Here is a 13,456-nt window from a genome sequence, read left to right as displayed (position 1 = left end):
TGTGGAGGGAAGATTAGGCGCCGATCGCGGCGAGCTCGGCCTCGATGGCCGACTCCAGCCGCTCCCGGATCTCGGGGACCGCGATCTTCTGGATGATCTCGTGGAAGAACCCGCGCACGACCAGGCGGCGGGCGGCGTCCTCGGGGATGCCGCGCGAGCGCAGGTAGAACAGCTGCTCGTCATCGAAACGGCCGGTGGCGCTGGCGTGTCCGGCGCCGGCGATCTCGCCGGTCTCGATCTCCAGGTTCGGCACCGAGTCGGCGCGGGCGCCGTCGGTGAGGATCAGGTTGCGGTTCACCTCGAAGGTGTCGGTGCCCTCGGCGGCCGCGCGGATCAGCACGTCGCCGACCCACACGGTGCGGGCATCGCCCTTCTTGGACTCCGGATCGCCTTGCAGCGCACCCTTGTACAGCACGTTCGACTTGCAGTTCGGGACCGCGTGATCGATGAGCAGGCGCTGCTCGAAGTGCTGACCGGCGTCGGCGAAGTACAGGCCGAGCAGTTCGGCGTCGCCGCCGGGACCGTCGTAGCGGACGCCCGCGGTCAGGCGCACCAGGTCGCCGCCGAGGGTGACGTTGATGTGGCGCAGCGTGGCGTCGCGACCCACCTTGGCGTGGTGCGCGGTGGTGTTGACCGCGTCGTCGGCCCAGTCCTGGACGTGCACGACGGTCAGCTTGGCGCTGTCACCGAGCACGAATTCCACGTTCTCGGCGTAGGTTCCGCTGCCCCGCTGGTCGACGACCACGGTGGCGACGGCGAAGGCCGCGAGCCGGATCTGGGTGTGACCGTAGGCGGTCTTGCCCTCGCCCGGACCGGTCACGGTCAGCACGACCGGCTCGGCGACCTCGATCTCCTGGCCGACGGACACGACGGTCGCCGACTCGAATCCCGAATACGCCTGCGCGGCAACGCGATCGGCGGGCACGCCGGCCTCGCCGAGGCGCGCGTCGTCGCGGCCGACGGTCTCGACGGTGACGCCCTCGACCGAGTTGACCTCGATGGTGGCCTGACCGTCCCGCACGGCGGTGCCGTCGTGCAGCCCGCGCAGGCGGCGCATCGGGGTGAAGCGCCATTCCTCGTCGCGGCCCGAGGGCACCTCGAACGCGTTCACGTCGAACGAGGTGAAGACCTCGCCCTTGTTGATGGCCGCGCCCGCGCCCGGGTTCTGCACGACCTTGGCCGGGTTTTCGCCCTCGACCGCTCCAACGACTCCTGTCGCCATCAGCCGACGGCTCCTTCCATCTGCAGCTCGATGAGCCGGTTCAGTTCCAACGCGTATTCCATCGGCAGTTCCTTGGCGATGGGCTCGACGAAGCCGCGCACCACCATCGCCATCGCCTCGTCCTCGGTGAGGCCGCGGCTCATCAGGTAGAACAGCTGATCCTCGGACACCTTCGAGACGGTCGCCTCGTGGCCCATGGTCACGTCGTCCTCGCGGATGTCGACGTAGGGGTAGGTGTCGGACCGGCTGACCGTATCGACCAGCAGCGCATCGCACTTCACGGTCGACTTGGAGCCGTAGGCGCCCTTGTTGATCTGGATCAGGCCGCGGTAGGAGGCCCGGCCGCCACCGCGCGCCACCGACTTCGAGACGATGTTCGAGGAGGTGTGCGGCGCCAGGTGCAGCATCTTCGCGCCGGTGTCCTGATGCTGGCCCTCACCCGCGAACGCGACCGAGAGGACCTCGCCCTTGGCGTACTCGCCGGTCATCCACACCGCCGGGTACTTCATGGTGACCTTGGAGCCGATGTTGCCGTCGACCCACTCCATGGTCGCGCCCGCCTCGGCCTTGGCCCGCTTGGTGACCAGGTTGTAGACGTTGTTCGACCAGTTCTGGATCGTGGTGTAGCGGCAGCGGCCGCCCTTCTTCACGATGATCTCCACGACCGCGGAGTGCAGCGAATCCGACTTGTAGATCGGCGCGGTGCAGCCCTCGACGTAGTGCACGTACGCGCCCTCGTCGACGATGATCAGCGTGCGCTCGAACTGGCCCATGTTCTCGGTGTTGATCCGGAAGTAGGCCTGCAGCGGGATATCGACGTGCACGCCCGGCGGGACGTAGATGAACGAGCCGCCCGACCACACCGCGGTGTTCAGCGCGGAGAACTTGTTGTCGCCGGCGGGGATGACCGAGCCGAAGTACTCGTGGAAGAGCTCCGGGTGCTCCTTCAACGCCGTGTCGGTGTCGAGGAAGATGACGCCCTGCTTCTCCAGATCCTCGCGGATGGAGTGGTAGACGACCTCGGACTCGTACTGCGCGGCGACACCGGAGACCAGGCGCTGCTTCTCCGCCTCGGGGATGCCCAGCTTGTCGTAGGTGTTCTTGATTTCCTCGGGCAGGTCCTCCCAGGTCTCGGCCTGCTTCTCCGAGGAGCGCACGAAGTACTTGATGTTGTCGAAGTCGATGCCTTCGAGGTTGGAGCCCCAGTTCGGCATGGGCTTGCGGTCGAAGATGCGAAGCGCCTTCAGACGCTGCTCGAGCATCCACTCGTCTTCGCTCTTCTTGGCCGAGATGTCTCGGACAACCGCCTCGGACAGACCTCGTTGCGCGGCGGCGCCGGCCACATCCGAATCGGCCCAGCCGTAACCGTATTTGCCCAGCGAAGCAATGGTTTCTTCCTGGGTGAGCGGTTGCACCTGGTCGGTGGTCGTCGTCATTCGGCACTCCTTCCGGAGTCGTTCGTTCGTACCGTCGCGGGCTGTGCGGCGGTTTGTGGAGCAGACTTTTTCGGTATCGGTAGTAGCGGCACATGCGTCGTGCAGGCGCAATCGCCGTTGGCGATCGTCGCAAGCCGCTGCACATGGGTGCCGAGCAGGTCCCGGAACGCCTCGAGTTCGGCCTCGCACAGCTGCGGGAATTCCTCGGCGACGTGCGCGACCGGGCAGTGGTGCTGGCAGATCTGCACGCCCGCGCCCACCTTGCGAGTGGAGGCGGCGAATCCGGCGTCGGTGAAGGCTTCCGCGATTTCCTCGGCTTTCGCCTCGGTGTGCTGCGGAGTGTGATCCTCGACCGCGTCGATCCCGGCCACGATAGTCCGTGCCCGTTTCCGCGCGAATTCGGCAATGGCCTGTTCGCCGCCGATCTCGCCGAGCTGCCGGATGGCGGCGCCCGCGAGATCGTCGTAGGCGTGGCCGAGGCGGCCGCGTCCGACGGCGGTCAGCTGGTACTGCTTGGCGGGGCGGCCGCGACCCTTCTGCTGCCAGGGCGCCGACCGGCTGGCCCGCGCCTGACCGGAATCGATCAGGGCGTCGAGATGCCGGCGCACGCCGGCCGGGGTGAGGCCGAGCCGGGTGCCGATGGCGGTCGCGGTGATCGGGCCGTCTTCCAGCAGCAGCTGGACGATGGCGGCCCGGGTGTGCCCCTCGGCAGCGGGCGCAGGCGCCGACGCGGTACCAGCCTTGCGACCGGCCCTTTCGTCGTCATTCCGCAAACCCATGGTTTTCACAACACCAGTGTGGCGGAATTCGTTCCCTAAATCTAATAAGGGTGCCCTTGGAAATGCCGCTCGAGCTCGGCATTTGATCATGCCGAGGGCGGCTTCGGGCGCATAACCCGAGATGCCGAGGGTTCGCGGTGGCCGCCGATCGGGCCGATAGTGACCCATTGCACAGTCTCGGAGATCGACTATCAGCGCACATCAAGCGGGATTGCGACCCTCGATCCCGGCCGTGCGCGCGAGCACTCGGCCGGGATCGAGGGTATCCAGAGGTTCGCCGGGCGGTAGACCGGGATCGATCGTGCGACTTGGCACACAATTCGATCCTGCGTATGGGGCTGATCGAAGTCAGCGCACCGCGACCAGCTTCATCGGGGTTTCCAGGAGCGCGTCCACGGAGTCGGCCCAGGGCACGGTCACGCTGGTCACCAGGGCCGGATCGAAGCGGCCGGCCGCGACGAGGTCGAGGACCGCCGGAATGACGGGGCGTGCGTGCGCGCGGCCGGTGTGGAAGGTGCAGCAGCGGCTGTACATATCGAAGACCGGCAGCGGCACGTCCTTGGTCTGCACGCTCACGCTGGTGCACCAGCCGTCGTAGGTGGTGGCGTCGATGGCGGCGCGCAGCGCCTTGGCCCCGCCGCCCGCCTCGACGGTGATCGGGAAGCGGCCGACGCGGGCGTCGCGCGGTCCGTCGATCACCTCCGCGCCGAGCTTGTGCGCGATCGCCAGCCGGTCGGGGGAATCATCGAGGTAGACAACACGATCCGAACCGAGCGCGACGGCCAGACCGGCCGCGTAGAGCCCGATCGACGGCGCTGCCGGGCCGCCGATCACCAGGACCTCCGCGCCCGGATCGTCGGCCAGTTGCGGGCCGACGGCGCGATAGGCGTCCGGAATGTTGTCGCTGGCGCTGGCGACGGCGACCGGGTCGACCCCGGCCGGGAGCGGGACGAGCATGGCGTCGGCGTGCGGGATCAGAGCGAGGTCGGCCCACAGTCCGCCCCAGCCGAGACCGCCCAGGGCGCCGAGCCCGAAGGTGGACAGCGGCGGATGGCTCGTGCAGTTGCCGGTGCGCCCGCGCAGACAGGGTTTGCAAGTGCCGCACGAGATTTGGAACGGGACGACCACGCGGTCGCCGATCCGCACGGAGCGCACCCGCTCCCCTACCGCGACCACTTCGGCGACGCCCTCGTGCCCGAAGGGATACGGCCCGGGCAACGGGAACGCTCCGCGCAGCACCGCGGGGTCGATATCGCAGGTGGCCAGTGCGATCGGCCGGACAATCGCTTGCCCAGGATCGGCGATTTCGGGTTCGGGGACGTCTTCCCAAGTGAGCGCACCTGGGCCGGACAACATCAAACGCTTCATACTCCAAGTCTCGCTAGAACGTTCTTTCTAGTCAACGGTGCCGACTTCGATTCCTCGGTGCGGCACAGCATTCCGGAACTTTTCCGACGAACCGCCCCGATCGGCGCGGGGTCACACCGCGGAGAGTCCGGCATCTGCAAGCGTCATCCTGATCAGGCGCTCCATACCCGCCGCCACTGTCCGCAACGGCGCTTCGGACCGCCGCACCCGCGCCAGGATCGTCGCCCCCTCATAAGCCGCGACCACCGTGGTCGCCAGTTCTGCTGCCTCCCCCTCTGGCAACCCCACCTCGGTCAGCAGCCCGGCGAAAGCCCGCTCCATCATCTCGAAAGCGGCCACACACGCGACCCGGATCGCCGCCACATCGCTGCCGCCATCGAGGGCGGGCGTCCCGACCGGACACCCGTCGGTCCACTCGGACCCGGCCAGCTTCGCCACCATGAACGCGAACATCGTCTCGGTCGACGCGAACACGTCGCCGGGCGCCTGCGCCATCATCCGGCTCGACAGCACCGCCGTCCCGGTGATGGCCGCCACGGCGATCTCCTCTTTCCCTCCCGGAAAGTGGTGATAGATCGACCCATACGGCAGCCCCGCGGCCTCGCTCAACTTCTTCAACCCGAACCCGTGATACCCATGCCGCGCCAGCAACCCCGCCGCCGCCACCTCGATCCGCCGCCTCGACTCCGAAACCATGTGCTCGATTGTGCGCCGCCCACCCCACCCCAGCCGCGCGGCACCGCACAGACGGCCACACCGTAGAGCGCCTGACAACGGCTGCACGCGGTGCGCACTAGGCTTCGGGGCGTGGCGGTACTGGAGGGCGCGCGGCGCAAGACATTGGCGGTGGGGCGCCGGGCTTTGGGGCTCGACGTGCCCGCGTCCGATCACACGATCGCGGTCCTGCATCGGGACGAGACCGCGGTGCCCGAGCTCGATGCGCGGGAGATGTCGCAGTTCAACCGGATTCGGCTGATGGGGGCGACCGGGTCGGTGCTGATGGTGATCAGCGCGCTCGGGGTGGGCGCCCAGCCGGTGCTGCAGAACCCGGTGTCGGGCATGCGGATCTTCGCGATCTTCGGGCGCGCGCACACCGCGTCGCTGGCGGTGTGCATGGTGGGCACCACCTTCGTCGTGCTGGCGTGGCTGTTGCTGGGGCGGTTCGCCGTCGGCGGGCTCGGGGGCAATCCGCTGCACCGGCTGACGCGCTCGCAGATGGATCGGACACTGCTGCTGTGGGTGCTGCCGCTGGCGATCGCGCCGCCGATGTTCAGCAACGACGTGTATTCGTATCTGGCCCAGAGTGAGATCAGCGCGCGCGGGCTCGATCCCTATGTGGTGGGTCCGTCGCAGGCGCTCGGCAACGACAACGTGCTGACCCGCAACGTGCCGAATATCTGGCGGGAGACGCCCGCGCCCTACGGGCCGCTGTTCCTCTGGGCGGGGCGAATAATCGCCGAGATCACCGGCGACAACATTCTGCTCGGCGTGTGGATGCACCGGCTGCTCGCACTCGGCGGCGTGGCATTGATCGTGTGGGCGCTGCCGCGGTTGTCGGTGCGCTGTGGCGTCGCGCCGGTAAGTGCGCTGTGGCTCGGCGCGGCCAACCCGCTGGTGCTGTTCCACCTGGTCGGCGGCGTGCACAACGACGCGTTGATGCTCGGCCTGATGCTGGCGGGCCTGGAGCTGTGCCTGCGTGCGATCGACGACGCGCCGGTGTTCGACGGGCGGGCATACGCCCTGCTGATCGCCGGAGCGGTGGTGATCACGCTGTCGGCGTCGATAAAAGTCACGTCGATGATCGTCATGGGATTCGTCTGGGTGGCCTTGGCCCGCCGCTGGAACGGCGGGCTACGCACCTTGGTGACCTCGGCGGCGATGCTGGGCGGCATAGCCCTGGGGGTCACCGCGCTCATCAGTTCGCTCAGCGATCTCGGCTTCGGCTGGATCCACACGCTCAGCGTCGCGAACGCGGTGCGCAGCTGGATGTCGCTGCCGACCGCGATCGGCATCATCACCGGATTCGGCGGCGTGCTGCTCGGGCTCGGTGACCACACGACGGCGCTGCTCAGCATCACCCGGCCGATCGCCGCGGCGGTGGCGGCATACGTCACCGTGCGCATGCTCGTCGCCGCCGGCACCGGGCGACTGCACCCGGTCGGGGCGCTCGGCGTCTCGCTCGGCGCGATCGTGCTGCTGTTCCCGGTGGTCCAGCCCTGGTATCTGCTGTGGGCGATCGTCCCGCTGGCGGCATGGGCGACCCGGCCGATATTCCGGGGGCCCGCGGTGGCGTTCTCGGCGGTCGTCAGCGTGCTGCAGATGCCGCGCGGCGGCGATTTCGAGGTGTTCCAGATCGTCGGCTCGGCGATCGCGACCGCGATCGTGTCCGTGTTGTTCATCGTGGTCACCCGGAATGTGCTGCCCTGGCGGGCCCAGCAGCCGGGGGTGTCGGCTCCGTCACAGGAGGCCACGGCTTACCGTGTGTCCTCGTGACTTCTTCGGGACCGGCCGTTCGCGTTGATGGCGTCGTCAAGCGCTTCGGCGAGACCCGCGCGGTCGACGGTTTGTCCTTCGAAGTCGAACGGGCGCAGGTGCTTGCACTGCTGGGGCCCAACGGCGCGGGCAAGACGACCACCGTGGAGATGTGCGAAGGGTTCGTCACCCCGGACGCGGGCTCGGTGCGCGTGCTCGGCTTGGACCCGATCGCCGACTCCGACAAGCTGCGCCCGCGCATCGGCGTGATGCTGCAGGGCGGCGGCGCGTACCCGGGCGCGCGGGCGGGCGAGATGCTCGATCTCGTCGCCTCCTACTCGGCCGATCCGCTCGATCCGGCATGGCTGCTGCAAACCCTTGGGCTGCAAGACAATCGGCGCACCCCCTACCGCCGGCTCTCCGGCGGCCAGCAGCAACGTCTCGCGCTGGCCTGCGCGCTGGTCGGGCGGCCGGAGATCGTGTTCCTGGACGAACCCACCGCCGGCCTGGACGCCCAGGCGCGCCTGATCGTCTGGGAACTGATCGACGCGCTGCGCCGCGACGGCGTCTCCGTGCTGCTCACCACGCACCTGATGGACGAGGCCGAACAACTCGCCGACCAGCTGGTGATCATCGATCACGGGCAGATCGTGGCCTCCGGCACCCCGGCCGAGGTCACCGCGCACGGCGCGGCCGGTCAGCTGCGTTTCACCGCCCCGCCGAAACTCGATCTGGAGCTACTGGAAAGCGCACTGCCGGAAGGTTTCTCGCCGCGCGAGACGACCCCCGGCTGCTATCTGGTGGAGGGCGAGATCGACCCGCAGGTGCTGGCCACGGTGACCGCGTGGTGCGCGCGGATGAACGTGCTCGCCACCGACATCCGCATCGATCAGCGCCGCCTCGAAGACGTCTTCCTGGAACTCACCGGACGGGACCTACGCGGATGACCCAAGCCATGCCGAATCGCTTCGCACCAGGCACCTTCACCCCGGATCCGCGGCCGACCACCCGTGCCGCCATGCTGGCCGCGCAGACCCGCATGGAACTGGTCCTGCTGCTGCGCAACGGTGAACAGCTGCTGCTGACCATGTTCATTCCGATCACCCTGCTGGTCGGTTTGACGCTGCTGCCCTTCGGCAGCCTCGGCCAGGACCGCATCGACAAGCTGGTGCCCGCGGTGATGATGGTGGCGGTGATGTCCACCGCGTTCACCGGACAGGCCATCGCGGTCGGGTTCGACCGGCGTTACGGGGCGCTGAAAAGGCTTGGCGCGACCGCCCTTCCACGCTGGGGCATCATCGCGGGCAAGAGCGCCGCCGTGCTCATCGTGGTGGTGTTGCAGGCGATCCTGCTGGGCGCCATCGGTTTCGGGCTGGGCTGGCGCCCCGGCCTGGGCGGGCTGCTCCTGGGCGCACTGGTGATCGGCTTGGGCACAGCGGTTTTCGCGGCCATGGGGCTGCTGCTCGGCGGCACCCTGAAAGCCGAGATCGTGCTCGCGCTGGCGAACATCCTCTGGTTCGTGATGCTCGGCGTCGCCAGCATCGTCTTCGCCTCCGACGATCTGCCGACCGCGGTGAACGTGATCGCCCGGCTGATCCCGTCCGGCGCTTTGGCCGTCGCCCTCGAACAGGCGCTGCGCAGCAGCGTCGACTGGTTCGGGTTGGCCGTGCTGGCCGCCTGGGGCTCGGTGTGCGGAATCCTTGCCACCCGATACTTCCGCTTTCACTGATTTCGCTGCTCGTGCGCGCGGCGCGGAACTGAACGACAGCTTGTAGTAGACCGGGTGAAAGCGGCTTTCGACCGGCCGCTACCATCGTGCGGTGCTGTATCGCGCATTCTTGCGAGTCGTCGACCGCCTGCCGCTCCCCTCGCTGCGGGCGCAACGCCTGACCGCCATCGCGGTCGTCCTGACCCAGGCCGGCATCGCGGTCACCGGATCCGTCGTCCGCGTCACCGCCTCCGGGCTCGGCTGCCCGACCTGGCCGCAATGCTTCCCCGGCAGCTTCACCCCGGTCGCCGTCGCCGAGGTCGCGGGCTTCCACCAAGCCGTGGAGTTCGGCAATCGGCTGCTCACCTTCGTGGTGTCGCTGTTCGCCGGACTGATCGTGCTCGCGGTGACGCGCGCCCGCCGCCGCCCCGAGGTCCTGAAGTACGCCTGGCTGATGCCCGGCGGCACCGTCGTGCAGGCGATCATCGGCGGCATCACCGTGCGCACCGGGCTGCTGTGGTGGACCGTCGCGGTGCACCTGCTCGCGTCGATGCTGATGGTCTGGCTGGCGATGGTCCTCTACGCCAAGATCAGCGAACCGGACGACGGCGTCGAAACCGTCCAGGCCCCAGCCCCGTTGCGCTGGCTGACCGCGCTCAGCGGCGTCGCCCTCGCGGGCGTTCTGATCGCGGGCACGCTGGTCACCGCGGCCGGGCCGCACGCCGGTGACAAGAGCATCGAGCGGCCGGTCGCCCGGTTGCAGGTCGAGATCGTCACGCTCGTCCACCTGCACTCGCAGTTCCTGGTCGGGTACCTGGCGCTGTTGATCGGCCTCGCCTTCGGCCTCTACGCCGTCGGCATCAGCGCCCCGGTCCGCAAGCGCCTGTTCATCCTGCTGGCGATCGTCTGCTCCCAGGCCCTCATCGGCATCGTCCAATACTTCACCGATGTCCCCGGCATCCTGGTGGTCTTCCACGTCGCCGGAGCCGGCGCGTGCACGGCGGCCACCGCCGCGCTGTGGGCTGCGCTGCGCACCCGCGAACCGCTCCCGGTCGAAGCGGCCGTCGGTCAACCGGCGTAGCCGAGTGGCGCGGTGCGCCACTCGGCGGGTTCGCTCGGGTCAGACGACGGAGGGGCGGGTCAGGCTGGACCAGATGACCTCGCCCTGCTCGTCGAGCCGACGGGTCAGCTCGGTCCGGGCGTCTCCGACGCCGGTGGTACCCGAGACGCAATACTCGGTCTCGGCGCGGGTGAGGAGTTTGATGCCCACCAGGCGGATCGGCGAGAGCGGCCCGTCGACGCGCTCGGGCAGGCCCGGATCGGTCACACCGAGCAGCACGGTGGGATTGCCGTTGTCGTCGAGATAGTCGGCGGCGGCTTCGGCCGGGAGTCGCACGCCCGGCAATGTGATGGTGAGGGTGCCGTAGTTCTGCAGCGCGTTGGTGAAGGAGAACCCGCCGCTCGACCAGTTCTCGGTCACCGCCCGCACCATTTGCCCCAGCCAGGACGACAGCACGTCCGCGGTCGGCATCTCGGCGAAGTCCGTGCCGGTGGCGGCCGCGAACACCTCGACCTCTACGCCATTGGTGGGATCGGCGTCGGACCAGGCGATCGGGAACGACAATCCGTAACTCGTTGCCAGCACGCCGTATTGGCGGCGGATCACCCGGAAGCTGGGGTGCTCGACGCTGGCCGGTTCGGCTTCGTTGATCCCCATGTTGTTCCAGATCTCGGCGGGAAAGATTCTGGATTGGTAGCGCGGGGAATGGTATTCGGGATCGATGCGCCCCCACCCAGCCCACACACTGTCGAGGAGATTCCACGTCGGTTCGTAGAAACGTTCCTCGATATCTGCGTCTTGCGTATCACTCACGCGGAAAAGCTAGCCGTTCAGCGCTTTTCGGCGCAATCGGCTTTTCGGACGCGCTACTTCTCGTTGCGGGCCTTCGGGAAGCGGGTCTGCCGGGCTACCCAGCCGGCCATCTGCGCGAAGTGACTCTTCCGCGGGGTGACGATGGAGGTGAGTTCGCGATCCCACTCGTCGGCTTCGGTCAGGCCGTCGACGGTCTCGACGAGCTGCTTGGCTTCGCCCAGCGAGCCGACGACGCGGTCGCCCAGGATGCCGTCCTGGCCGACCAGGGTGACCCGGACGCCGATGCGGCCGATGGGCTGCAGCACCGCGGTGGCGGAGCCGCCGTGCTCGGCGACGAATCCCTTGACGGAGTCCACGAGGGCGCCCGACAGCTTCACGGGGGTGGCGGCTTCAACGCTCATGGGCAATACTTTACCGACCGGTAGGCCTCAGTCCATACCTGCGGGGTACAGGTCACTTCGCGTCAGTGCTAGAACCGAATCTCATGCGCGCCATTCAGGTTTCCGAGCACGGTGGTCCCGAAGTCCTGCAATCCGTCGAGGCGCCCGCCCCACAGCCCGGGCCGGACCAGCTCCTGGTCGACACCCAGGCGATCGGTATCAACTACATCGACACCTACTTCCGCACCGGCATGTACCCGCAGGCCACGCCCTATATCCCGGGTTCGGAGGGCAGTGGCGTGGTGGCCGCGGTGGGCGCGAACGTCACCGAGTTCGAGGTCGGCGACCGGGTCGCGTGGTGCGCCGCTCCGGGTAGTTACGCGGCGCAGGTCGCGGTCAACGCGGCAGTGGCGATTCCGGTGCCGGACGGCGTGGACGCGCCCGTCGCGGCGTCGGCGCTGTTGCAGGGTATGACCGCGCACTACTTGGTGGAGTCGGTGTACAAACCGGAGCCGGGCGAGACGGTCCTCGTACACGCGGGCGCGGGCGGCGTCGGGCTGATCCTGACCCAACTCGCCGCCGTGCGCGGGGTGCGGGTGATCACCACGGTGTCCTCCGACGAGAAGGAAGCGCTGTCTCGCGAAGCGGGCGCGGCGGAGGTGCTGCGGTACTCCGACGACCTCGGCGAGCAGGTCCGCAAACTCACCGACGGCGTCGGCGTCGCGGCCGTCTACGACGGCGTCGGCAAGGACACCTTCGAGTCCAGCCTCGCCGCGCTGCGCGTGCGCGGCACCCTCGCCCTCTTCGGCGCGGCCAGCGGCCCGGTGCCGCCCTTCGACCTGCAACGCCTCAACGGGCTGGGCTCGCTGGTCGTCACCCGCCCCAAACTGGGCGACTTCACCCGCGACCGCGCCGAGATCCGGTGGCGCGCAGGCGATATCTTCACCGCCATCGCGGAGGGCAAGCTCAACATCCGCATCGGCGCCTCCTACCCGCTGGCCGACGCCGAGCAGGCGCACCGAGACCTGGAGGGCCGCAAGACCACCGGCTCCATCGTCCTGCTGCCCTGACGCGGAGGTCCGCAGGTCGCGCGTTGCGGCGCGACCTGCGCCTTACCCTTTCACGGTGGCGATGTGGCTGCGCACGCACCGCCACCCACGCGCATCACGAACGAACACATCGGTGGTCCACTCGTCGGCGTCGAACCGTTCCCCTTGGTAGTGCGCGGTATTCGTCACCCGCGCGGTGTACACGGCGGTATCGCCGTACACCTGAATCAACGGCTCCCCCACCTCGTCCATCGCCGAGTGCGTCAACTCACCGGAGCTGATGAGCTCGAGGAAGTCCGCCCGGGTAGTGATCCCGGAATCGGAGACGATCACCCACTCGTCCGCCATGAACCCCGCGACCCGCGCCGAGTCGTTGGACACCACAGCCTCCGCCCACCCACGCGCAACGGCACGGATCTCCGCTACGAGGTCGAGCGCGCCGCTGGTCATCTGCCCATGCTAGGTCGGCCATCGCGCCCCAGCACCTGATTCGTCTGCGTCAGTAGTCGTGGCCTGTGATGCCCCGGTAGACGAAACGGGTCAGGCCCTCGATGGCTTGCTGGTCGGTCAGTTCGACGGTGCCCTCTTCGACTGCCTGGAGCAGGCTTTGGACGAGGAGGAACATCATGGCGAGGGTGGCGTCCGGGGTGCTGGGGAGCCGTAGGCCCTTGGCGGGAAAGCCTGCCACGTGGTCGGCGATGTCGGCGCGTTGCTGGACCGCGAACTGGCCGATCATGCGGGCGAAGTCGTCGTTGACGATCGCCGCCTGGTTGACCGCGCGCAGGACCGGGGCGTGCGCGCGGGCGAAGGTCCAGTAGCCGGCGACGTGGTAGCGGACTGCCTCCGGGTCGCTGAAATCCGGGTTGTGGTCGGCGGATTCGGCGCGCTCGTCGCCTGCGTCGGCCAGGTCCTGGAGCAGGGCCTGGAGCAGTTCTTCTTTGCTCGCGAAGTGGTTGTAGAACGATCCGGCGGCCCGGCCCGCGGCCGCGGTGATGTCGGTGATCTTGGTGTTGAGGTAGCCGCGTTCGGCGAACACGCGCGTCGCGGCGGCTTTGAGGGCCTGTTGGGTCTCGGCCGCTTTCTCCTGGCGACTCATCGCCACCGGCATCACCTCCTTGACAGGGAAACCTACCAACTCACATACTGAATCTATATTCACTGAATACAGA

14 protein-coding genes are annotated in these 13,456 nt (G+C 68.3%); 5 read left to right on the top strand and 9 right to left on the bottom strand.

What is annotated here, in order from left to right:
- Window positions 1-13 precede the first annotated feature (13 nt).
- The 5 genes from sufD to AB0M14_RS15225 all read right to left on the bottom strand — a co-directional run bounded on the left by sufD (window position 14) and on the right by AB0M14_RS15225 (window position 5,501).
- On the bottom strand, window positions 14-1,222 hold the full coding sequence (sufD, locus tag AB0M14_RS15245; RefSeq protein ID WP_364994377.1) for a Fe-S cluster assembly protein SufD: 1,209 nt from the start codon (window positions 1,220-1,222) through the stop codon (window positions 14-16).
- Window positions 1,222-2,658, bottom strand: coding sequence for a Fe-S cluster assembly protein SufB (gene sufB / locus AB0M14_RS15240; protein WP_364994375.1), 1,437 nt, complete (start codon window positions 2,656-2,658; stop codon window positions 1,222-1,224). Before sufB ends, sufD begins: the two co-directional genes overlap by 1 nt.
- Window positions 2,655-3,437: a metalloregulator ArsR/SmtB family transcription factor gene (locus tag AB0M14_RS15235; protein WP_364994373.1), complete on the bottom strand. Its 783-nt coding sequence runs from the start codon at window positions 3,435-3,437 to the stop codon at window positions 2,655-2,657. The genes sufB and AB0M14_RS15235 overlap by 4 nt, the downstream gene beginning before the upstream one ends.
- 348 nt (window positions 3,438-3,785) lie before the next feature.
- Window positions 3,786-4,805, bottom strand: a complete 1,020-nt coding sequence (locus tag AB0M14_RS15230; RefSeq protein WP_364994370.1) for an alcohol dehydrogenase catalytic domain-containing protein — start codon at window positions 4,803-4,805, stop codon at window positions 3,786-3,788.
- A gap of 111 nt (window positions 4,806-4,916) precedes the next feature.
- The gene (locus AB0M14_RS15225; protein ID WP_364994367.1) at window positions 4,917-5,501 is read right to left on the bottom strand and encodes a TetR/AcrR family transcriptional regulator; all 585 of its coding nucleotides are present in this window, start codon (window positions 5,499-5,501) and stop codon (window positions 4,917-4,919) included.
- Between the two features lie 111 nt (window positions 5,502-5,612).
- On the opposite strand from AB0M14_RS15225, the gene mptB reads away from it, so the two are divergent.
- From mptB to AB0M14_RS15205, 4 genes are all read left to right on the top strand, one after another.
- Window positions 5,613-7,298 (top strand): polyprenol phosphomannose-dependent alpha 1,6 mannosyltransferase MptB, encoded by a 1,686-nt coding sequence (gene mptB, locus AB0M14_RS15220; RefSeq protein WP_364994364.1) that lies wholly within the window; start codon window positions 5,613-5,615, stop codon window positions 7,296-7,298.
- Window positions 7,295-8,224 carry an ABC transporter ATP-binding protein gene (locus tag AB0M14_RS15215; protein WP_364994361.1) on the top strand — a complete coding sequence of 310 codons (930 nt, stop codon included), beginning with the start codon at window positions 7,295-7,297 and terminating at the stop codon, window positions 8,222-8,224. The genes mptB and AB0M14_RS15215 overlap by 4 nt, the downstream gene beginning before the upstream one ends.
- Complete coding sequence (locus AB0M14_RS15210) at window positions 8,221-9,006, top strand: ABC transporter permease (protein WP_364994358.1); 786 nt, start codon at window positions 8,221-8,223, stop codon at window positions 9,004-9,006. Before AB0M14_RS15215 ends, AB0M14_RS15210 begins: the two co-directional genes overlap by 4 nt.
- 91 nt (window positions 9,007-9,097) lie before the next feature.
- Window positions 9,098-10,066, top strand: coding sequence for a heme A synthase (locus tag AB0M14_RS15205; protein WP_364994356.1), 969 nt, complete (start codon window positions 9,098-9,100; stop codon window positions 10,064-10,066).
- Between the two features lie 39 nt (window positions 10,067-10,105).
- On the opposite strand, the gene AB0M14_RS15200 is transcribed toward AB0M14_RS15205, so the two are convergent.
- Window positions 10,106-10,858: a hypothetical protein gene (locus tag AB0M14_RS15200; protein WP_364994353.1), complete on the bottom strand. Its 753-nt coding sequence runs from the start codon at window positions 10,856-10,858 to the stop codon at window positions 10,106-10,108.
- Window positions 10,859-10,911: 53 nt separating this feature from the next.
- Window positions 10,912-11,259, bottom strand: a complete 348-nt coding sequence (locus AB0M14_RS15195) for a hypothetical protein (RefSeq protein ID WP_364994350.1) — start codon at window positions 11,257-11,259, stop codon at window positions 10,912-10,914.
- Between the two features lie 83 nt (window positions 11,260-11,342).
- Between AB0M14_RS15195 and AB0M14_RS15190 the strand changes: the two genes are divergently transcribed.
- Window positions 11,343-12,308 (top strand): quinone oxidoreductase, encoded by a 966-nt coding sequence (locus tag AB0M14_RS15190; protein ID WP_364994347.1) that lies wholly within the window; start codon window positions 11,343-11,345, stop codon window positions 12,306-12,308.
- 42 nt (window positions 12,309-12,350) lie between these two features.
- On the opposite strand, the gene AB0M14_RS15185 is transcribed toward AB0M14_RS15190, so the two are convergent.
- Window positions 12,351-12,737, bottom strand: a complete 387-nt coding sequence (locus tag AB0M14_RS15185; RefSeq protein WP_364994344.1) for a nuclear transport factor 2 family protein — start codon at window positions 12,735-12,737, stop codon at window positions 12,351-12,353.
- A 49-nt stretch (window positions 12,738-12,786) separates the two neighbouring features.
- Window positions 12,787-13,383 (bottom strand): TetR/AcrR family transcriptional regulator, encoded by a 597-nt coding sequence (locus tag AB0M14_RS15180; protein ID WP_364995821.1) that lies wholly within the window; start codon window positions 13,381-13,383, stop codon window positions 12,787-12,789.
- Window positions 13,384-13,456: the final 73 nt, after the last annotated feature.

This window comes from Nocardia sp. NPDC051832 (assembly GCF_040681285.1).
GTDB lineage: Bacteria > Actinomycetota > Actinomycetes > Mycobacteriales > Mycobacteriaceae > Nocardia.
The sequence above is the reverse complement of the archived record's forward strand: the minus strand, read 5'-3'. Positions and strand labels throughout refer to the sequence as shown.